This window comes from Yoonia maritima (assembly GCF_043641945.1).
Classification (GTDB): domain Bacteria; phylum Pseudomonadota; class Alphaproteobacteria; order Rhodobacterales; family Rhodobacteraceae; genus Yoonia; species Yoonia maritima_B.
In genome coordinates, this window is sequence record NZ_JBHZRX010000001.1 from 631,889 (window position 1) to 652,550 (window position 20,662).

The 20,662-nt window shown below is 53.6% G+C and carries 16 protein-coding genes, 1 pseudogene and 1 riboswitch; of the genes and pseudogenes, 4 read left to right on the top strand and 13 right to left on the bottom strand.

The genetic code is table 11. The features are described 5' to 3' along the window. The first annotated feature begins 180 nt into the window (after window positions 1-180). Window positions 181-2,073, top strand: coding sequence for a propionate-CoA ligase PrpE (gene prpE, locus ACHUEV_RS03235; protein WP_394177616.1), 1,893 nt, complete (start codon window positions 181-183; stop codon window positions 2,071-2,073). 15 nt (window positions 2,074-2,088) lie between these two features. On the opposite strand, the gene ACHUEV_RS03240 is transcribed toward prpE, so the two are convergent. Beyond that, entirely contained in the window at window positions 2,089-2,688 is a 600-nt protein-coding gene (locus tag ACHUEV_RS03240) for a short chain dehydrogenase (protein ID WP_394177617.1), read from the bottom strand. 541 nt (window positions 2,689-3,229) lie between these two features. Between ACHUEV_RS03240 and ACHUEV_RS03245 the strand changes: the two genes are divergently transcribed. Together ACHUEV_RS03245 and ACHUEV_RS03250 are read left to right on the top strand one after the other, a co-directional pair. Further along, the gene (locus ACHUEV_RS03245; protein WP_394177618.1) at window positions 3,230-4,213 is read left to right on the top strand and encodes an acyltransferase family protein; all 984 of its coding nucleotides are present in this window, start codon (window positions 3,230-3,232) and stop codon (window positions 4,211-4,213) included. A 293-nt stretch (window positions 4,214-4,506) separates the two neighbouring features. After that, window positions 4,507-5,196, top strand: a pseudogene (locus ACHUEV_RS03250) (transposase); the annotation flags it as partial. A gap of 934 nt (window positions 5,197-6,130) precedes the next feature. On the opposite strand, the gene rpsA reads toward ACHUEV_RS03250, so the two are convergent. Together rpsA and ACHUEV_RS03260 are read right to left on the bottom strand one after the other, a co-directional pair. Further along, window positions 6,131-7,804 carry a 30S ribosomal protein S1 gene (gene rpsA, locus ACHUEV_RS03255; RefSeq protein WP_394177619.1) on the bottom strand — a complete coding sequence of 558 codons (1,674 nt, stop codon included), beginning with the start codon at window positions 7,802-7,804 and terminating at the stop codon, window positions 6,131-6,133. A 476-nt stretch (window positions 7,805-8,280) separates the two neighbouring features. Beyond that, the gene (locus ACHUEV_RS03260; protein WP_394177620.1) at window positions 8,281-9,429 is read right to left on the bottom strand and encodes an aromatic ring-hydroxylating oxygenase subunit alpha; all 1,149 of its coding nucleotides are present in this window, start codon (window positions 9,427-9,429) and stop codon (window positions 8,281-8,283) included. Between the two features lie 104 nt (window positions 9,430-9,533). On the opposite strand from ACHUEV_RS03260, the gene ACHUEV_RS03265 reads away from it, so the two are divergent. Beyond that, a complete protein-coding gene (locus tag ACHUEV_RS03265; protein WP_394177621.1) occupies window positions 9,534-10,124 on the top strand; it encodes a TetR/AcrR family transcriptional regulator in 591 nt (196 codons plus the stop codon). Window positions 10,125-10,413: 289 nt separating this feature from the next. Here ACHUEV_RS03265 and cmk read toward each other — a convergent pair whose 3' ends face one another. The 10 genes from cmk to miaB form a co-directional block, all read right to left on the bottom strand. Beyond that, a complete protein-coding gene (gene cmk / locus ACHUEV_RS03270; RefSeq protein WP_394177622.1) occupies window positions 10,414-11,022 on the bottom strand; it encodes a (d)CMP kinase in 609 nt (202 codons plus the stop codon). Then, window positions 11,019-12,371 carry a 3-phosphoshikimate 1-carboxyvinyltransferase gene (gene aroA, locus ACHUEV_RS03275; protein ID WP_394177623.1) on the bottom strand — a complete coding sequence of 451 codons (1,353 nt, stop codon included), beginning with the start codon at window positions 12,369-12,371 and terminating at the stop codon, window positions 11,019-11,021. Before aroA ends, cmk begins: the two co-directional genes overlap by 4 nt. A gap of 57 nt (window positions 12,372-12,428) precedes the next feature. Further along, entirely contained in the window at window positions 12,429-13,142 is a 714-nt protein-coding gene (gene trmB / locus ACHUEV_RS03280) for a tRNA (guanosine(46)-N7)-methyltransferase TrmB (RefSeq protein WP_394177624.1), read from the bottom strand. 40 nt (window positions 13,143-13,182) lie between these two features. Continuing rightward, window positions 13,183-13,836, bottom strand: coding sequence for a COG3904 family protein (locus ACHUEV_RS03285; protein WP_394177625.1), 654 nt, complete (start codon window positions 13,834-13,836; stop codon window positions 13,183-13,185). Between the two features lie 124 nt (window positions 13,837-13,960). Then, window positions 13,961-15,142: a methionine adenosyltransferase gene (gene metK, locus ACHUEV_RS03290; protein ID WP_394177626.1), complete on the bottom strand. Its 1,182-nt coding sequence runs from the start codon at window positions 15,140-15,142 to the stop codon at window positions 13,961-13,963. Window positions 15,143-15,148: 6 nt separating this feature from the next. Continuing rightward, window positions 15,149-15,196: riboswitch (SAM-SAH riboswitch) on the bottom strand. A 33-nt stretch (window positions 15,197-15,229) separates the two neighbouring features. Beyond that, window positions 15,230-16,717 (bottom strand): apolipoprotein N-acyltransferase, encoded by a 1,488-nt coding sequence (lnt, locus tag ACHUEV_RS03295; protein WP_394177627.1) that lies wholly within the window; start codon window positions 16,715-16,717, stop codon window positions 15,230-15,232. A gap of 1 nt (window position 16,718) precedes the next feature. After that, window positions 16,719-17,606 carry a transporter associated domain-containing protein gene (locus ACHUEV_RS03300; RefSeq protein ID WP_394177628.1) on the bottom strand — a complete coding sequence of 296 codons (888 nt, stop codon included), beginning with the start codon at window positions 17,604-17,606 and terminating at the stop codon, window positions 16,719-16,721. 30 nt (window positions 17,607-17,636) lie between these two features. Continuing rightward, window positions 17,637-18,128: an rRNA maturation RNase YbeY gene (gene ybeY, locus ACHUEV_RS03305; RefSeq protein WP_394177629.1), complete on the bottom strand. Its 492-nt coding sequence runs from the start codon at window positions 18,126-18,128 to the stop codon at window positions 17,637-17,639. Continuing rightward, window positions 18,125-19,138 (bottom strand): PhoH family protein, encoded by a 1,014-nt coding sequence (locus ACHUEV_RS03310; protein ID WP_394177630.1) that lies wholly within the window; start codon window positions 19,136-19,138, stop codon window positions 18,125-18,127. The genes ybeY and ACHUEV_RS03310 overlap by 4 nt, the downstream gene beginning before the upstream one ends. A gap of 127 nt (window positions 19,139-19,265) precedes the next feature. After that, window positions 19,266-20,576, bottom strand: coding sequence for a tRNA (N6-isopentenyl adenosine(37)-C2)-methylthiotransferase MiaB (gene miaB / locus ACHUEV_RS03315; protein ID WP_394177631.1), 1,311 nt, complete (start codon window positions 20,574-20,576; stop codon window positions 19,266-19,268). Between the last annotated feature and the right edge of the window lie 86 nt (window positions 20,577-20,662).

A 20,662-nucleotide genomic window follows, 5' to 3' on the forward strand; every position in this document is an offset into this window, starting at 1 on the left:
TGTGTAGCTCTATAAACAAGGCCACACAGCGTTTCCCTGCTCCCCCAACCTGTCATCGCATCGCGTCAATCGCCGCGCTGTAAAAAAGTTTACTTTCATCAAACTTCTTCAAGCCAGACCGCTTGCCGGATCGGAAACTGATGCGTAACACTTTCCCATAAGTTGTTTTGGGAGGAACACATGGGATACGCGGACGTTTATGCAGCTTGGAAAGCTGACCCAGAGGCTTTCTGGATGGAACAAGCCCAAGCGATTGACTGGGTAACACCCCCTACTCGCGCCCTGAATGCCGATAACGCACCGCTGTATGAATGGTTCACCGACGCAAAGGTAAATACCTGCTACAACGCCGTCGACCGTCATGTGGAAAATGGCCGAGGCGAGCAAACCGCGATCATCTACGACAGCCCAATCACGCATACAAAGCGCGAGATTTCCTACATCGAACTGCGTAGTCGCGTTGCCAGCCTAGCCGGTGCCTTGCGTGCAAAGGGCGTCGAAAAAGGCGACCGCGTCATCATCTACATGCCAATGATCCCAGAAGCGCTCGAGGCCATGCTCGCTTGCGCCCGGCTGGGGGCAATTCATTCAGTCGTCTTCGGAGGGTTCGCGGCAAACGAATTGGCCGTACGGATCGACGATGCAAAACCCAAAGCCATCATCGCCGCATCTTGCGGGATGGAGCCGGGGCGTGTCGTGCATTACAAACCGTTACTGGACGGTGCCATTGAACTGGCCGACCACAAACCCGACTTCACCGTGATCTTTCAGCGCGAACAAGAGGTCGCCGAACTGATCCCCGGCCGCGACTATAACTGGCACGGCTTCCAATACGGTGTCGCCCCTGCTGAATGCGTTCCAGTAGAGGGCAATCACCCTGCCTACATCCTCTATACCTCTGGCACCACAGGCGCACCTAAAGGCGTTGTACGGCCGACAGCGGGCCATCTGGTCGCTCTCAACTGGACAATGAAGAACATCTACAACGTCGACCCTGGCGATGTCTTCTGGGCAGCGTCAGACGTGGGCTGGGTCGTGGGGCACAGCTATATCTGCTACGGGCCACTGATCCACGGCAACACAACGATTGTCTTCGAAGGCAAGCCCATCGGTACGCCCGATGCAGGCACATTCTGGCGGGTCATCGAGGAACATAACGTCAAATCATTCTTTACTGCACCCACAGCGCTACGTGCCGTGAAACGCGAAGACCCAACCGGCGAATTCTTAAAGGATTACGACCTATCAGGGCTCAACGCGATCTATCTGGCAGGCGAACGTGCCGACCCAGACACGATCAAATGGACCCAAGAAAAGACGGGCAAACCAGTCTATGACCACTGGTGGCAAACCGAAACCGGCTACACAATTGCAGGCAATCCAGCCGGGATCGAAGCGATGCCCGTAAAAATCGGATCACCCACCGTCGCGATGCCCGGCTATGATGTGCAAATCCTGGACGAGGCTGGTCACCCGGTCGCATCGGGTGAGCTTGGCGCGATTGCGGTCAAACTGCCCCTGCCACCCGGCACCCTACCCACCCTTTGGAATGCCGAAGACCGGTTCAAAAAATCCTACCTCAACGCCTTCCCCGGCTACTATGAAACAGGCGACGCCGGGATGATCGACGACGATGGATATCTCTACATCATGGCCCGCACAGACGACGTGATTAACGTCGCCGGTCACCGCCTGTCCACTGGCGCCATGGAAGAAGTCCTTGCCGCCCACCCAGACGTTGGGGAATGCGCTGTGGTCGGGGTGACGGATGAACTCAAAGGCCAACTGCCGCTCGGCTTCATCTGCCTCAACAAAGGCTGCGATCGACCGCACGACGAAATCATCAAAGAGGTCGTAAAATCCGTCCGCGACACCATCGGCCCCGTCGCGGCGTTTAAACTGGCCACGGTCGTAGACCGGCTCCCCAAGACGCGCTCGGGGAAAATCCTGCGCGGCACAATGGTCAAAATCGCCGACAACGCAGACTTCAAAATGCCAGCCACCATCGACGACCCGGCAATCTTGGAGGAAATCAGAGAAGCGTTAAAGCCGTTGGGCTATGCGGGGGCTTGATCTTGCCGCGAAGGGTTAATCAACAATGATAACTTGGCCTGTAATCGCGCCTTCGACACTTTTGGCATAGGCGCGACCAACACGTTCGGACGATACCGGGTTATGGCCGGGAAACCATTCCCCGTATCGCGGAACAGATACATCCAACAAACCGGGACTAACGACATTGACCCTGAGCCGGCGCGGCATTTCGATCGCTGCACCAGTAACAAAACCTGCAAGAGCACCATTCGCGGTCGCGGCGCCTACCCCCATGCGAATAGGATCACGATCCAGCACACCACTGGTTAGCGTGAACGAACCGCCTTCCACGACCGTTTTCAGCCCGGCCATGACCAAATTGATCTGGCCCATCACTTTTTGCTGAAGCCCATACATCAGCGTTTCTTCGGTATGCTCTTCAAACGGGCAGAACTGCACTTCACCTGCGGCTGATACGACAGCATCGATGGGGCCAACCTGTGCATACATTGCATCAATGGAAGCGCGGACCGACATATCGACGCGAATATCACCGCTTGATCGCCCCACACGTATCAATTCGTGGCGCTTGCCCAGTTCGTCACAAGCCGCCTTACCAATGTCACCAGAAGCACCGACAATAATGATCTTCATTATTCTTTTCTCCTCGAATCCAACTATGCGCGATAACCATATACAACATATTGGGCTATTTCGTTTCTTGGCTATCGCTGCTGAAAACGACCTTCCAGCCTCCTCAAACCGCCAATTTGTGAAACGCTAGGCACATTTGACTCGATGAGGCGGTTTTCCGTGTCCGATCAAAGTGCCGCATCAGGCTATATTAGCCCCCATGGCGAGCATATCTGTCTCAAACCAAACCGTCACCGGGGCAAGGGCCGCGGTCGGCAGAGCGAGACAAAGTGTGCTTTCGCCTAAGCTGCACCACTGGCAGCCTTTGAGATAACGGCTTCAGATCGGTTGCAATTCTGACCGTTCAACAAACGGTGGTTTTTGGTGCATTTTTAACGCTCGTATGGACAACTTGAGAGTAGCGTGTTGCTAGGGCAGTAATTGATATGCTTGAGTCGCTCGATTAAAGATGACAGAATTATTTTCAGACGGCATATGTAGTTAAGGGTCGATTTCATCTACTGAAAAAAGTGCCTGTCATTTTGGCAGATGAGGGATACCTATGCGCGACCCCTTTATTGACAACGCCAAGGGTGTACTGATCACCCTCGTAGTACTCGGGCACTATCTTGAGGCCATCAGTGGCTGGAAGAACCCTTATCTAAGCGCTGGCCTCTCGATTATCTACTTGTTCCATATGCCTGCTTTCGTCTTTTTAGCGGGGGTTACCGCCAAGAGAGAGCGCCTCGGGATGCGTGTTGCGAACATTGCGATCATACTTATTTTGTTCCAGTTAGCCTATGGTATTCCAATAATTCTCATTAGCGGTGAATGGCCAACGGGCCTCTCTCAGCCATACTGGATTCTATGGTTCCTTCTGTCACTTATCTGGTGGATGTTATTGATCCCTCTGATAGTAAGGGTTCCCTACGCTTTTACGATATCAATCGTGACTGCTATACTGGGCGGTCTGTACCCGGGTGATGGCTACCAGCTCAGCATCATGAGAACTTTGACCTTTTTGCCTTTTTTTGTCTGGGGGACCCTGCATGGGAACCGTACCATTGCAGCGCTGCAAGCTTGCGCGTGGCGACGGCTCTTAGCGATCGCGCTTTTTGCGACAACTGCTGCAATACTAATTTTTTCCGGCTTGGGACATCGTTGGCTATACGGTTCGTTCTCATATGCGCATATGGGCGTTGGTGACGCGCCTGGCATGATGATTAGAGCTGCACTGCTTATTCTCAGCTCGGCGAGCTTGGTTGCGTTTCTCGGCTGCATGACAACAAAGCGCAGTTATTTATCTGTTGTTGGGCACAATAGCTTGGCCATATTTGTGCTTCACGGTTTCGCGATTATTATCTTTGAAAACATGATTGTGCGAACTGCTCTGCCAGAACTGCCATGGAGCTTTATCCTAGTGGTACTAGCATCCTTGATGACTACGCTGATTTTAGCACACCCTTTTTTCAATACGAGCATTCGTGCGGTAGCCATCAACTTAAGCAGCCTATTTTTAAAGACCACGAGCCGTACCAACTCGTGACGGTGAATGCAGCGTGTGGCGAAAGAAGAGCTTTCTAGGTTACAAATAGAAGTAAGGGGGCTTGGATCATTCTTAAAATTGCTACTTAAAACAGTTCCCCAAACCCAAGTAGTTGTTGAGGGTCTTTGGCTGCCCTTCGTTCGCGAACGTCCATCCGTAGCGTAGCATTTATCATTATGGACAAGTTCCATTGAAAAAATCTTGTTGATTTGAAGACCTTTGGCTGTTTCAATTCCGCTAAGAAAACGGGGGATTTGGCGATGATTGGGCCAAAGTAGGAAGCACAGGCGGCACTGTTTATGAGTTCTTGTTAGAAGATCACGTCCCGCAAGACCACCTGCTGTGTTCGATTGATCGGTTCGTCGATTTGGACGACATCCGCCAGTATTTGGTAGAGTTCTACAGCCACTCATGCCGCCCCTCGATTGATCCTGAGCTACTCATCCGCATGCTTTTGATCGGCTATCGTTTTGCAACGGTGCCTTTGCGAAGAGGTGCATTTGAACCTCGCTTATCGCGGGTTTTGTCGACTTGATCTGTCTGAACCGATCCCCAACCATTCAACCTTCCCAAAGAGACGGCACGTGTGTTTCCGTGAAAGTGCGTTGCTGCGACATCTGTTCGAGAAGACCGTCGCGCGTTGCATTGCGGATGGTTTGGTGAGCGGCCAGCGGCTTGCTACAGATGCCGGCCTGATCGCGACTGATGCAAACAAACGGAACTCCACCCCAAAGGACGATTGGTATCCCAGTGGCGTTGATCCAAACGATGCGCAGCGTGCTGTGAAAGAACATTTAGAGGTCCTTGATGACGCGGCTTTCGGCACGGCATCGGAAGTGGAACTCAAGTTCACATCCCATTCAGACCCGTCGAGCCAATGGACCGCTGCACGCAAAGGCCCCGCATCTTTTGCGTACGCGACCAATTATCTGATCGACACCGACCGCAGCATCATTGTGGACGTCGAAGGGACCAGAGCAATCTGGCGATCCTAACAACCGAACTACCTACAAAACCCCCTATCTTTAGCTCTGCCTCTTTCGTCGCAACCTGGCTACTACGCAGCGCGGCGGGAAGGGGCCGAAATTCAACACCTGCAATTGTTGTATGTGGTATCTTCTGCTTAAGGCGTTCGATTACCGCTCTACCAGAGATAATATCCGTGGCTGTTGCGAACTGACCCGTCACCACAATGAGCTATGCCTATATGGGCGTCGCACCGGTTTGAGAAAACAATCTGGTAGACGCTCCACGACTACATTGAATGCGGTTCCGTTCCGTTCATAATGTGATGCGGCTCTTGCGGCGTCACAACGTTTTCCGTTTTCATCCATTTGGGACTATTCAGCCATCTTACGACTGAATGACACGGATGACAAAATTGACGAATAGTTACGGATGATATCTAACATTTCCTCGTCTGATGGTATTATTCCGTCAACCCCAATGGGCCGTATGGTCCAAGGATCATTTATTTTCGTGTAGTTTCAATCACTTGCATCCGGAAAAGATGACGCATCATGCTCTGAGATGTTCGCAGCATACACTAACGACAATGCACACACGACCAACGCGACGACGTATACGAAAAAGTTCTTCATAGCGGTTAATTAGATAACAGACATGGCAATAACTTGGCGTGGGCCTTTAGGTCAGATTTACTAAGTGCATAGTCGCCTTATTGGACATATCCCATGAGAGTATACAGAAGCCGGCATTCGCGTAAATCGCTGCATCGGTCAAAGTCATCTGACTTTCGGCACAAATGTCAAATTTCGTAAGTACGCGCTTGCCTTTCCATTGAATATGCTCGGATCAACAGATCCTTTGAGGAAACAATTCCTTCAATTCTTATGATACAAAAACCCCGCCGCAGTTTCCTGCGACGGGGTATATTTCTAACGCTTAAGCGGTGACTTATTCGTCGCCCTTCAGCGCGGCACCCAGGATATCGCCCAAGGATGCGCCAGAGTCGGAAGAACCATACTGTTCGACGGCTTCTTTCTCTTCTGCGATTTCGCGTGCTTTGATCGACAGACCCAGCTTGCGTGTCTTGGAGTCGATGTTGGTGACGCGAACGTCGACCTTGTCGCCTACGCCGAAACGCTCTGGACGCTGCTCTGCACGGTCACGGGACAGGTCAGAACGACGGATGAAGGATTTCGCGCCTTCATAGTCAACTTCGATGCCGCCATCTTCGATCTTAGTCACTTCAACAGTGATGATCGAACCGCGCTTCACGCCGCCAACTGCTTCTGCGAACGGATCACCGTCCAGTGCTTTGATGGACAGAGAAATACGCTCTTTCTCAACGTCAACTTCAGCAACCTTGGCTTTCACAACGTCACCCTTGCGGAAATCGCCGATGACGTCTTCGCCGCGGCCTTCCCATGTCAGGTCAGACAGGTGAACCATGCCGTCGATGTCGCCTTCAAGGCCAATGAACAGACCGAATTCGGTGATGTTCTTGACTTCGCCTTCGACTTCAGTGCCCTCAGGGTGTGTCTCAGCAAAGACTTCCCATGGGTTGCGCTGTGTCTGCTTCAGGCCAAGTGAAACGCGACGCTTAGCAGAGTCGATTTCCAGAACCATGACTTCAACTTCTTGCGAAGTAGACACGATTTTGCCTGGGTGTACGTTTTTCTTTGTCCAAGACATTTCAGAAACGTGCACAAGACCTTCAACACCAGCTTCCAGCTCAACGAATGCGCCGTAATCAGTGATGTTCGTCACGCGACCCTGGTGAACAGAACCAAGGCTGAATTTCGCTTCAACAGCATCCCATGGATCGTCCTGCAGCTGCTTCATGCCAAGGCTGATACGGTGGGTTTCTTTGTTGATCTTGATGACCTGCACCTTGATCGTCTCACCAATTGTGAGGATCTCGGATGGGTGATTCACACGGCGCCATGCCATGTCAGTCACGTGCAACAGACCGTCAACACCGCCAAGGTCAACGAACGCACCGTATTCGGTGATGTTCTTGACGACGCCGTCAACTTCTTGGCCTTCAGTCAGGTTGCCGATAACTTCGGCGCGCTGCTCAGCACGAGACTCTTCAAGGATAGCACGACGTGAAACAACGATGTTGCCACGACGACGGTCCATTTTCAGGATCTGGAATGGCTGCTTAAGACCCATCAATGGGCCCGCATCGCGTACTGGGCGTACATCAACCTGAGAACCCGGCAAGAACGCAACCGCGCCGCCCAGATCTACAGTGAAACCACCTTTAACGCGGCCAAAGATTGCGCCATCGACGCGCTCTTCGTCAGCATATGCTTTTTCCAGACGATCCCAAGCTTCCTCACGGCGCGCCATCTCACGAGAGATAACAGCTTCACCTTTGGCATTCTCAACTTGGCGCAAGAACACTTCAACAGTGTCACCAACAGCCAGTTCAGCGTCTTCACCTGGGTTTGCGAATTCTTTTAGATCAACGCGGCCTTCCATTTTGTAGCCTACGTCGATGATAGCTTGGCCAGCCTCGATTGAGATGACTTTGCCTTTGACAACCGAACCTTCAGCCGGTGTGTCCATTTCGAAGCTTTCGTTCAAGAGTGCTTCAAACTCTTCCATTGTATTAGCCATGTGGCGTCGTTTTCCTAACGTTTTGGTTTTATACGGGCCGAGCGGTTGTCTCCGCCGGTCTTTGGATTTCAGTTGGTCTGGGCATCACAACGAACATAAAACAACAGGGCCGGTTAATCCCCGACCCCGCTCAAGTCTCACGCCCGCACCTGTTCCGATACTTCGACAGGGCGGCGTATAGGCCCGTTTTGTTAAGTTTGCAAGGGATTTTGACTCATTCCACCTTATCAATCACGCACCGTGCCCGGACCTCGGGGTGGGTGCGAAGCGCCCGCCCCATGGGGAGGGTGAAGCCCGTCTTGGAAATGGTCCAGTGGACCATTTCAGGGGCGAATGGGCGGGACCCCGGACCGGGCGCTGCCTTTGCATTCGCAAAGGCATATGGTGCGGTTCATTCCAACGGCAGCTTTGAGCCCATTTACCCGAATGCTGCAGTGCAATCGAAGGTCGGCTTTTGCGCTGCCTCGGTCATCGGACTAGTGGCCCAACATCTCTTCTATCACAAGGTTAAAGCGGTTCAGTGCGCCCTCGAAGCGGCCAAAGATGTGCGTGGGGTTACCACGTGATGCAAAACCAGCTTGGATCTCCTCCCCAAGTTCGAAGTCTTCCTTTAGTGCCGTCAGAGAAATGCGGTGGTTCAGCTGCCAGTGTTTTTCCATATCGTCAGTGCGCGGCGCGTCATTTGGCACGACCGTCGCCATTCGGAACCGGGTTTTCGCCTCTGAGACTGGTTCGATATGGAACCACATGAAATGATCCTGCTGCACCAACATTTGAGTATTGGGCAGGACGGTATAGACCATGTTGGCGTCCTTACGCAGGATCCATTGTTCTTCGGGGGTGCCGCCGAGTTCCGGCATGGCGTTACGTGGCAGGACAGCCCGCATGTGCGGTCCGAACTGCTTGTAAGTAAAGAGGTTGTCGGGGAAGTGCGAACCGATCGTCTTCTTATGCGCAACGCGGAAATGATACGCTTCCAACCCGCCCTCGATCAGCACTTTCCAATTCGCATTGATGTCGAGCGTGTCGATAAGTGCGATGCGGTGTTCGTTTAACCCTAGCCAGGCAAAGTCTGGAGCCAAATCAGAAAGCCAGTCGTCTATCTCCGGCATTTCGCCGGCGTCAGGGTTTGCGATGATCCAGACGAATCCGTGCGCTTCGGCGACCGGAAGTCGCCGCAAACCGCGCTCTGCCCGAGGCAGATCGGGAAACCCCTGCGCTTCTTGCGGGACTGCGCGCAGATCGCCGCGGTTCGACCAGCTCCATGCGTGATAGGGGCAGGTGAACACGCGTTTGCATCCGGTTGCCTCGCGTTCGACCTTTGCCCCACGATGGCGGCAGACGTTCAGGAATGCGTGAACTTCTCCGTCTGCGTCTCTCGTGAGCAAGAGCGGTAGGCCTAGGAAATCCCTGGCAATGAAGGCGTTTTGGCCCTCTAGCTCGGAGGAATGTGCCGCAACAACAGGTTTGCGGCGAAAGATCATTGCCATTTCCCGTTCAAACCGTTCAGGGCTTGCGTAGCGCGAGATCGGTGAATGCGTGACTTCCCGGTCTAAAAAAGCTGATTTCTGGTCTTTCAATCCAACGATCTCGCGGATCAGCCCGACTTCTGTTTTACGATCCATACTTGCCTCCCCTCAGGCTACTTACCGATTGGTAAGTTACTTGACGATTGGTAAGTAATCAATCCCATGATATGCAACGTCGCGAGAAAGGAACACTAAGCCAAATGACGACAGACCCCCGGAAAATCTATCTGATGCTTGCGACGCGCCGGTTTGCGCAAGATGGCTTTCACGGGACAAGTCTGGCCAGGTTGGCCAAGGAAGCAGGCGTTTCAAAACAGGCGATTCTCCACTTCTTCGGGACAAAAGAAAGACTTTATGCCGAAGTGCTGAATGCGCTTTGCGAAAGGCTATGCGCCGACATCAAAATCACCCAAACTTCAGATCCGAAGTCCCATCTGACCGCCTATTACGCTCGCATGGCGGCATCTGCTATGGACGACCAACAAGACGTCCAACTGGTTGTACGTGCTTTGCTTGATAGTGATCCAGAGGCACAAATCTGGCCGCTAAAACCCTATTTGGATCGCCTTGCAGACCTTGTTCTGTCGCTGCCCAACTTTGCCGAAACAAACCGCGCATCCGCTTTGGCGGAAGCATATCGCTTTATCGGGTCGGTACAGTACATCGCTTTGTCGCTGCCCACCGTCCAAGGGATCTATGGGGAGGCGACAAGAGCATCTCTTGCTGCGGCAATTGCCAGCAGCGTGGAACGGGAAGTCGAAAGACTCACACAATGCGACGCGATTGATTAAGAGTGCTTCGAGTTCACTAAATCGACCGAGTAGACGCAACAAGCAGACGTTGACAGCAAAAGACTGAATGGCAGGTTCGTCCGCACAGCCGACATTCACTAAATCTTAACAATCCCTAACGCACACCCCATTAACCGGCATCCCCCACCTCAAAACCACACAACCCGCCATACGCTATGCATACGCAAAACATACGCGATGCAGACCGTGTATTTCTCATAATTTTAAGCCAAAAACGCGCGTTAACCCGCCCGCACGTTGCGCGGGCGTGGCTCAGCTCCGTACGGTGTTAACCTAATCGCGCCTGCACGATCTCAATCGCGCGTGCCACGGCCTGTTCAATCGTCATGTCAGACGTATCAATCAGCACTGCATCATCTGCGGGGATTAGGGGGGCTGTTTCACGGCTGCGGTCGCGTGCGTCGCGTTCCTTCACATCCGCCAAAACCTGATCAAGCGTGATGTCCATCCCCTTGCCCGTCAGCTCTTTGAACCGCCGTTCGGCGCGGCATTCCGCGCTCGCCGTGACAAACAGTTTCGCGCCCGCATCAGGACAAATCACCGTCCCAATATCGCGGCCATCCAACACAGCGCCGCCTTCACGACCCGCAAATTTCTGTTGAAAATCAACAAGCGCGCTACGAACCTCGGCAATCACAGCAATCTCGCTCGCCGCTTGTGCAACAGCCGGAGTACGCAGGCTATCGTCCTCTAAATCAACAGGATCAAGCGCACGGGCCGCCGCAATCGGCTCAGCCCCGGCCAGTACTTTTGCACCCACAGCTCGGTACAGCAGGCCAGTATCCAGATGCGCAAAACCAAAATGCGCAGCAACCGCCTTGCTGATAGTACCCTTACCTGCCGCAGCGGGGCCGTCTATGGCGACGGTAAACATCATGCGTTTTCACGCACAAGCTGCGCACCAAGGTTCCCCATCAGTGTTTCAAAAATCGGGAAAGACGTCGCGATAGGCGATCCATCATCAACGGTCATTGGCTTTTGCGTCGCCATCCCCATCACCATGAACGACATAGCAATCCGGTGGTCCAACACGCTGGCCACGGTCACACCGCCCGGCACATTGCCATGGCCCAAACCGGTGACTTTCCACCAATCATCGCCTTCGTCCACTTGGACGCCAGCAGCACGCAACCCCTTGGCCATCGCATCAATCCGGTCGCTTTCTTTGACCCGCAGCTCTTTGACACCCTGCATATCAGTCACACCCTCGGCAAAGGACGCGACGACCGACAGGACAGGGTATTCATCGATCATGCTTGCCGCACGCGCAGGTGGCACAGCGATGCCCTTAAGGTTTGGCGAAAACTTCGCACGCAAATCCGCGACAGGCTCGCCACCTTCTTCGCGCATGTTCTCGTAAGTCAGATCCGCGCCCATTTCCTTTAGTGTGGTGAACAGGCCAGCACGGGTTGGGTTCAGCCCGATATTGGGAATCAGAACATCAGAACCCGGTGTAATAATCGCAGCACAAACTGGGAATGCCGCCGAGGATGGATCACGCGGCACAACGATCGTCTGCGCTTTCAATTCAGGCTGGCCATCCAAGGTAATCACGCGACCTTCATCTGTTTCCTCAACAGTCAAAGTCGCACCAAAGCCCTGCAGCATACGTTCGGTATGGTCGCGGGTGGCTTCTTTTTCGATGACCACAGTCTGACCGGGTGCATTCAAGCCAGCCAACAGAACGGCCGATTTCACCTGCGCCGAAGGCACAGGTACCACATAGCGCACAGGCACCGGATCAGCGGCGCCCACCAGCGTCATGGGCAAACGACCGCCCTGACGACCGACAGTCTGCGTTCCAAACAGTGCCAGCGGATCAGTGACGCGGCCCATAGGGCGGCTGTTCAACGACGCGTCACCAGTGAAGGTTGCGGTGATAGGTGATGTCGCCATCGCCCCCATTATCAACCGCACCCCGGTGCCAGAGTTCCCGCAGTCGATCACATTCTCAGGCTCAGCAAAACCACCAACGCCGACGCCTCGCACAGACCATTCGCCACCACCATGATCTGTCACGGTCGCGCCAAATGCGCGCATCGCTTTTGCGGTGTCCAACACGTCTTCGCCTTCTAACAGGCCAGTCACACGCGTTTCACCAACCGATAACGCCCCCAGAATAAGCGAGCGGTGCGAAATAGATTTGTCGCCGGGCACATTGGCCTCGCCCTTCAATGGGCCACAAGGGCGGGACGTCATGGGAATAGGGGTGCCGTGACCAGACATGCAGTTTTCCTTTGTTAATCTCTGGCGGTTTAACCCAGAGCAGCCAAAGGGTCTATGTCATATCCGCCGGAATGTGAGGTAGTGCGGCGTACGGCCTTCGCGTAGGGCTTTTTGTTCATACCGGGTCGAAATCCAATCGGACCACGGGTCCCGCCAATCTGTCGGACCTTCAGCCAACCATTCAAAGCCTGCAGGCGGCACCTGCTCCAGTGTTTGACGCACGTAATCGGTGATATCCGTCGCGACGCGCAGTTCGGCACCGGGTTTCATCACACTATGCAGGGGCAAGAGATGCTCAGGCGTCACGAAACGACGGCGATGATGGCGCTTTTTCGGCCAAGGGTCAGGGTAGTTGAGGAACACTTTGCTAAGGCTGTTGTCAGGCAGCACATCAAACAAGTCACGCGCATCACCCGGATGGACGCGCAAGTTATCAACGTCTGCCTTCCGAATTTTACCGAGCAGCATCGCAACGCCGTTGATAAATGGCTCGCAACCGATCAGCCCAATGTCAGGATAAGTTTCAGCCATGTGAACAAGATGCTCACCCCCGCCAAAGCCGATTTCCAACCAGACGTCTTTGCCCGGGAACACCTCGTTCAGGTCAAGCGGATTGCGATCGGGGTTTTCTTCCCAGCTAATCGGCCCCGGTGACAACGGCCCAAGATCATTCTCAAGATAATCCTGCTGGCTAGTCCGGATCGTCTTGCCACGAAAGCGACCATAGAAATTGCGCCAAGGAGCGCCCGAGGGATGTCTATCATTTTTCATGGCGCTGCCTTACCAAGCCTGTGGCCACAGCGCAATTACCTCAATCGCGCAGCACCCCAGCGTCTTCGAGTTGCCGGCGCGGCGGATACCACATCGATGATCGCTCGCGCTTTGTCTCAATTGCAAATGCAGGATCAACCCCGCGCGCCAGCATATATACCAAATGATCGTGCACCTCGGTTTGCGTATCTTTATATAGCCAAGCTCCGAACTCAAACGGGCTGTGCCAACTCTCATCGTTCTGCCAATATTTATAGTAGTTTCGCAGCCCTTCTGCCGTCCAAGTATTTTGATGAAACCCAATAGAACTTCCTCGCGCCATTTCACGTCTGGTACCAGCCAAGAACAATGTCACGCAGGAACTGCTACACTCTCCCGTGACGCGGGTGTTGAGGCGGTAATCCATAACAATTCTTGCCATCTCCTCACCCGCCCAAACTGACCCACCAACACTGTTCAGCTGCAAAACTTTGGCATTCGGATTTTGGGCCAACAATGCAGAGAACTGCTCGACATCGCCGCTTTCCATTTCAGCGAAGGAACCGACATGTGCATTATCCGTATTATAAATGATTGTAGTGCCCTGAACCGTGAACTTGCCAGACGCATCGGCTGGCAATTCTGGTGCCTTTTGCGCAAGCGCCGCGCCCGTCAAACCTACGAAAAATATAGCGAACAATAACAACGACTTCATCAAGCACCTCCAAAGCGTTTATCCAGTTGAACGCCATTTTTCGATAGGCTCAAGCTTTTGATGGCGATCAACACGAAAAAGGGCGCCACTGTGGCGCCCTCATCAAACAGTCTGACTGTTCGCTTTATACTGCGGCCTTCAGCGCCTCGACCAAGTCAGTGCGTTCCCAGCTAAAGCCGCCGTCCGCATCTGGCTCACGGCCAAAGTGACCATAGGCCGCTGTCCGTTCAAAAATCGGCTTGTTCAAGCCAAGGTGGCCACGGATGCCACGTGGCGTCAGATCCATGACCTGCGCGATTGCGCGTTCGATCTGTTCGGGGCTGACTTCACCAGTGCCGTGCGTGTCCGCATAGATCGACAGCGGTTTTGCCACTCCGATCGCATAGCTCAGCTGGATGGTGCACCGGTTCGCCATACCTGCAGCCACAACGTTTTTCGCAAGGTATCGCGCGGCATATGCGGCCGAGCGATCAACCTTAGTCGGATCTTTGCCCGAGAACGCGCCGCCACCGTGTGGGGCCGCACCGCCATATGTATCCACGATAATCTTACGCCCAGTCAGGCCAGCATCGCCATCAGGGCCACCGATAACGAATTTGCCCGTTGGGTTAACCCACCATTCAGTTTTTGGCGTGATAAACCCAGCAGGCAGAACCTCGCGAATGTAAGGTTCAACAATCGCACGAATATCGTCGCTGGTCTGGTCTTCGTCGCGGTGCTGCGTTGACAGCACAATAGACGTAACTTCGACAGGCTTGCCGTTTTCGTAGCGAACAGAAACTTGGCTTTTTGCATCCGGGCGCAGTGTTGGCTGTTCGCCAGATTTGCGGACCTCTGCGAGGCGACGTAAAATTGCATGCGCGTATTGGATCGGTGCAGGCATCAATGCTTCAGTTTCGGTTGTCGCATAACCGAACATGATACCTTGGTCACCAGCACCTTCGTCTTTGTCGACGGCCGCATCCACACCCTGTGCAATATGTGCAGATTGTTCGTGCAACAGGTTCGTGATTTTACAAGTCGCGTGGTGAAACTTGTCCTGCTCATAGCCGATGTCTTTGATGCAAGCGCGGGCAATGTCTTCAACGCGGCCCATGTAATCTTTTAGTTTGGACTGATCAGATAGCCCAACTTCCCCGCCGATCACGACATGGTTGGTTGTCGCAAATGTTTCGCAAGCGACGCGCGCTTCGGGTTCTTCGGACAAGAATGCATCAAGAATTGCATCTGAAATCCGGTCGCACACCTTATCCGGGTGCCCTTCGGAAACAGATTCCGAAGTGAATGTGTAGTTTTGTCGTGCCATGGGAAGTGCTCCATTAAATTAACCTGCCACGTCAGGAAGCCGTTGTGACAGAACTGGGATCGGGTCTATGCCTCGGCATAGCTCGCGTCAATCGCTATTACGTCTATAAAATAGGTAGGGCCCTAACGTTAATAAAGTGTTTACCATGATGAGCAACCAATCCCCCCAGCGCGCATATAACGTAATAGGAAGCGCGTGAGGTAGCGACACGTCGATCACCCCATGTGAGTTTAATGGCAAGGCTTCTACAATTTGGCCACGTGCGTCGATCATTGCGCTGACGCCCGTGTTGGCAACGCGCACCATCGGAAGCCCCTGCTCGATTGCGCGCAAACGCGCCTGCGCGAGGTGCTGATAAGGACCCGCGGCCCGCCCAAACCAAGCGTCGTTCGTTATTAAAAGCAACAGACGTGGGCGGTCCGAGGCACCATCAATTTCTTCGGCAAATATTCCTTCATAGCAGATCAAAGGCACTGCATCGCCGATACCCGGCAAGGTAATACGCGCATCTCCAGTGCCCCGTGCAAAACCGGCACCATCGGTTGTCGCCAGCCCACTAATTCCAAAGCGCCCTAGAAGATCGCCGCCAGGAATGTACTCACCAAACGGTACAAGGTGACGTTTGTCGTAAACCCCACGCAGTTCGCCTCCCTGCCCCATGACGACCAGACTGTTAAAATACCGCTGTCCGTCGTCACGTCGCTGAATCCCAAATACCAGCGGCGCGCCTCTTGCCGCTTCAGCTAGCAAACTAAGGTCAGGCTGAACGTAGTTAAGCAAATATGGGACAGCTGTTTCAGGCCAGACAATCAGATCAGGAACATCGCCCTGCCCTGTCATTTCGACCATACGGTTCACGAATACTTCGCGATATTCGGGATCCCATTTCTGATGTTGTGGGGCGTTTGGCTGAACGAGCCGCACCACAGAGGAATCCGGTGGCAGCGTAACAACTGGCGGTACGCACCACCACGTCACAGCCGCCAACATCAATGCCACTACAGCACCGGCAGTTCGCGCCGACCCTATCAGTGCATAGACAGCCCAGGCCGCAGCGGCAGTTATCAACGTTAGTAAATGCGGACCACCATAGGCTGCCATTTGCGCCAAGGGGGTCGGCACCCAGACATGCCCAAGCAACGCCCAAGGAAAGCCCGTCAATATCAGAGACCGTGTGAGTTCCGCCCAAACAAGCGCCAGTGCCAAAGCACATGCCGAACGCGGAACGAGCCTTCCTGCTATATAAGCAAAGACAGCCCAAAACGCCGCGGCACCTGCCGACATAAGAACAATCGCAAAGGGCGCCATCCAGCCATGCCGGGCGATATCAACGAGGAACGGCTCGACAATCCAACGCAAGGAGAAGGCGAAATACCCCACACCAAAGGCCCAAGCATGAAAGGCTGCTTGGCGTGCAGAGGCCCCCAAGGAATGAACCCAAAACAAGAAAGCCAATGCCAAGACAGTGGCGAACCACATGTCATGCGGCGCCTGACCCAACCCACCGATACCGCCAGCCAACGCGAGGATGCACAAACGCATCCTCCACGAAAGGCCCGCGAAATTTGCGATCACGTTAGGCGTCCTGTGCGCTTGGCAAGCGGACACGCAGGCGCTTAATCCGGCGAGGATCAGCATCCACGACTTCGAATTCCGGGCCGTCAGGGTGCACGATGACTTCACCTCGGGCGGGCAGATGGCCGGACAGCATCGAGACCAAACCACCAAGCGTATCGATTTCTTCTTCGTCGATCTCGTCGTGATCAGTCAGCTTCATGCCGATTTCAGCTTCGAATTCTTCAAGTTCGGTTCGGGCTTGGGCCATGTAGACACCTGGCTTTTCCATGAACCAGCTCTTGGCTTCTTCGATGTCATGTTCGTCTTCGATTTCGCCGACAACCTGTTCAATCAAATCTTCAATCGTCAGCAACCCATCGGTCCCGCCGTATTCATCAATAACCAAGGCCATGTGAATACGCTCTGCCTGCATCTTTTGCAGCAAAACACCCAAGGGCATCGATGGCGGCACATAGAGCAAAGGACGCAACATATCGCGCAGATCCATGTCAGGGTTGTCGCCATTAAACCCGTGCCGAAGCGCAAAGTCTTTTAGGTTGACCAATCCGACTGGGGTATCCAAAGTACCATCATAGACAGGTAGCCGTGTCAGGCCACAATCACGAAACACCTGAAGCAGGTCGTCCTTAGAAATAGTCGCAGGAACAGCAACGATATCAGTTGTTGGCACTGCTACATCTTCGACGCGTTTGCGGCGCAGATTAAGCATCCCCAAGACATAGCGCGTAGGTTGGCTATCTTCTGTGGGTGCATCTTCGTGTACTTCGGGAATTCCTTGCGGACGAAATACATTGCTGACGCGGGACCAAAAACCCGGAATAGTAACATTTTGATCCATATGCGCGCTTTGCGCTGCAATAGGTGGACCGTCGTTCGTGTCGTCCATTTCTTCCTTACCTATGTGGGCATGATCGCCCTATTGATCCCTATATGGGTCAGATATACCCAGATTGCCAAGTATTTGTGTCTCTAACCCTTCCATCAGGGCGGCATCTTTATCACGTTCGTGGTCGAAGCCCAACAAATGTAGCGTGCCGTGGACCACTAAATGCATGGTGTGGTCTTCCATCAGTTTACCCGCCTCAGCGGCCTCGCGCATGCATGTTTCAAAGGCGATCGCGATATCGCCCAGCTCTGCATCCATTGGCAATTCTGGGGTGTCAGGCATCGCGCCATCTTCCTCTGCCGCACGTTCATCCGACGGCCAGCTTAGCACATTCGTCGGCGAAGGTTTGCCGCGGAAGTCCGCATTCAAGGTGGCGATCCGCGCATCATCGCAGGCTAAAATGCTTATTTCAAACTTCTCTGGATCAAACCCAAGGTGGGCCAAGGTCGCGTCGGTACCCCGTTTGGCAACAATTTCAATGTTCGCCCAACGGATATCTTCAATTACACAATCAACTGTCACTTTGTTTCGTCTTGTTCGTAAGCTTCAATAATAGCGGCGACCAATGGGTGTCGCACAACATCTTTAGCCGAGAAGTAGTTAAAACTAATTTTCGGGATATTCTTTAGCAGGCGTTCTGCATCCCATAGGCCGGAATTCACACCGCGCGGCAAATCAATTTGGGTTCGGTCGCCCGTAATCACCATACGTGAACCTTCGCCTAAACGGGTCAGGAACATCTTCATCTGCATTGTCGTCGCGTTTTGGGCCTCATCAAGCACGACAAAAGCATTCGACAGTGTGCGCCCGCGCATAAAGGCCAAAGGTGCGATTTCAATCACCTTTTCCTCCATCATCTTCGCGGCTTGTTTTCCGGGAAGAAAATCATTCAGCGCATCGTAAAGCGGCTGCATATAAGGATCGACTTTGTCCTTCATGTCGCCGGGCAAATAGCCCAGTTTTTCACCTGCCTCGACCGCTGGACGAGACAGAATGATCTTATCAACATGACCAGAGATCAACATATTCACGCCAACTGCAACGGCGAGATACGTCTTACCCGTGCCCGCAGGGCCAATGCCAAACGCAAGTTCGTTGTCAAACAGCGATTTCACATAGGCCTTTTGCGCATCGGTACGCGGTTCAACCAGCTTCTTACGTGTCTTAATCTCGACCCGGGCGGTTTCTGTCTTAAAAAGCTCTTCCTGATCACCGGGGCCAGCAGGGCCGCGCACAGTTTCCGGCCCCATGCGTAGCTCGCGATCGATGTCACCAGGATCAAGGCTACGACCAGCTTCGAGCCGCCCATACAGCGACTTTAGAATACCCTCAGCTGTCTGTCGCGATCCATCCTCGCCATGTACGACAAGCTGGTTCCCACGGCGCGCAATCTGCACGCCTAGACTATCTTCTATAGTCGTTAGGTTGCGGTCATATTCACCGCAAAGATCAATCAGCAGGAAGTTGTCAGGAAACTCCAATACGGTTTCAGTGACAGTGTCGGCGGGTTGGGTCAGCGCACCTGTGGCCAAACGGCTCTCCTTTGAGTCTTTATAAGACCATCGTGGCAAGGGAATGCTGCGGGCGCAAGAAGAGTCCGCAGATTGTCACGGAAATGATAAGAAAATGATTGCTGATGGCGATTGTTTCGACGTGGCTTTAGGCGACTAACTCACCTTTTAGCGAGTTCGCACTATCATCAACAATCTTCACGCGGCGTACGGTGCCTAGTACATCGGCTGGTGCTTCTGCGTAAACGGCATGAAGATATTCCGATTTGCCGATCATTTGCCCTGCTTCACGACCCGCCTTTTCAAACAGAACCTTCACTTCACGGCCAACCATCGATGCCTGTGTGGCCTGCTGTTGTTCACGCAACAGCCCCTGCAGTCGCTGCAAGCGGTCATTCATCACATCGTCAGGCAACTGCGGCTTTTCAGCGGCTGGCGTGCCGGGGCGGGTCGAATACTTGAAAGAATAGGCTTGTCCATAATGCACATCACGGACCAACTGCATCGTGTCTTCGAAATCTTCTTCAGTTTCACCGGGGAAGCCTACGATAAAATCGCCAGACAACAGCAGATCGGGGCGCGCCGTCCGGATGCGTTCGATCAGGCGCAGGTAACCTTCAGCGGTATGTTTGCGGTTCATCGCCTTCAGGATGCGATCAGACCCGGATTGCACTGGAAGGTGCAGGTACGGCATGAGCTTTTCGCAGGTACCGTGGGCCTCAATAAGCGCGTCATCCATGTCGTTGGGGTGACTTGTGGTAAAGCGAATGCGTTCCAACCCGTCGACCTTATCCAGTTCCCAAATCAGACCAGCCAAACCGCCGTCATGACCGTGATAGGCGTTGACGTTCTGACCAAGCAAAGTGATCTCGCGCACGCCTGCTTCGACCAACTCTTGCGCTTCACGAATGATGCGGTCAGCCGGGCGCGATACTTCGGAACCACGCGTATAAGGCACGACGCAAAACGCGCAAAATTTGTCGCAGCCTTCTTGCACTGTCAAAAACGCGGTGGGCGCGCGTTTCGCTTTGCTACGCCCCTTGAGGGATGCGAATTTATCGTCTTCCGGAAAATCGGTATCCAGTGCTTTGGCACCAGTTTGCAGCGCATCATCCATCGCTGGCAGGCGATGATAGCTTTGCGGACCAACAACCAGATCGACCATCGGCTGGCGGCGCATGATCTCTTCGCCTTCGGCCTGTGCCACGCAACCCGCAACACCAATTTTCAGATCAGGTTTTTCCGCCTTTAGCCCCTTATAGCGGCCAAGTTCTGAATAGACCTTTTCAGCAGCCTTTTCACGAATGTGACACGTATTCAGCAGAATCATGTCCGCATCCTCGGGCGTCTGGGTTTCGACATATCCTTTGCCGCCCAGCGCTTCGGCCATGCGTTCGCTGTCATAGACGTTCATCTGACAACCGTAGGTCTTAATAAATAGCTTTTTAGGCGCGGACATGGCGGACTCTTGGCTTGGGTGGGTTCAAGGCCTTCTAGCGACTTGTCGGTTTGCTTGCAATGCAAGGCGATTTAGCACAGTTTGCA

Coding starts and splice junctions, on each gene's coding strand:
- prpE (WP_394177616.1), top strand. CDS start 181: ATGGGATACGCGGACGTTTATGCAGCTTGGAAAGCTGACCCAGAGGCT.
- ACHUEV_RS03240 (WP_394177617.1), bottom strand. CDS start 2,688: ATGAAGATCATTATTGTCGGTGCTTCTGGTGACATTGGTAAGGCGGCT.
- ACHUEV_RS03245 (WP_394177618.1), top strand. CDS start 3,230: ATGCGCGACCCCTTTATTGACAACGCCAAGGGTGTACTGATCACCCTC.
- rpsA (WP_394177619.1), bottom strand. CDS start 7,804: ATGGCTAATACAATGGAAGAGTTTGAAGCACTCTTGAACGAAAGCTTC.
- ACHUEV_RS03260 (WP_394177620.1), bottom strand. CDS start 9,429: ATGGATCGTAAAACAGAAGTCGGGCTGATCCGCGAGATCGTTGGATTG.
- ACHUEV_RS03265 (WP_394177621.1), top strand. CDS start 9,534: ATGACGACAGACCCCCGGAAAATCTATCTGATGCTTGCGACGCGCCGG.
- cmk (WP_394177622.1), bottom strand. CDS start 11,022: ATGATGTTTACCGTCGCCATAGACGGCCCCGCTGCGGCAGGTAAGGGT.
- aroA (WP_394177623.1), bottom strand. CDS start 12,371: ATGTCTGGTCACGGCACCCCTATTCCCATGACGTCCCGCCCTTGTGGC.
- trmB (WP_394177624.1), bottom strand. CDS start 13,142: ATGAAAAATGATAGACATCCCTCGGGCGCTCCTTGGCGCAATTTCTAT.
- ACHUEV_RS03285 (WP_394177625.1), bottom strand. CDS start 13,836: ATGAAGTCGTTGTTATTGTTCGCTATATTTTTCGTAGGTTTGACGGGC.
- metK (WP_394177626.1), bottom strand. CDS start 15,142: ATGGCACGACAAAACTACACATTCACTTCGGAATCTGTTTCCGAAGGG.
- ACHUEV_RS03300 (WP_394177628.1), bottom strand. CDS start 17,606: ATGGACGACACGAACGACGGTCCACCTATTGCAGCGCAAAGCGCGCAT.
- miaB (WP_394177631.1), bottom strand. CDS start 20,576: ATGTCCGCGCCTAAAAAGCTATTTATTAAGACCTACGGTTGTCAGATG.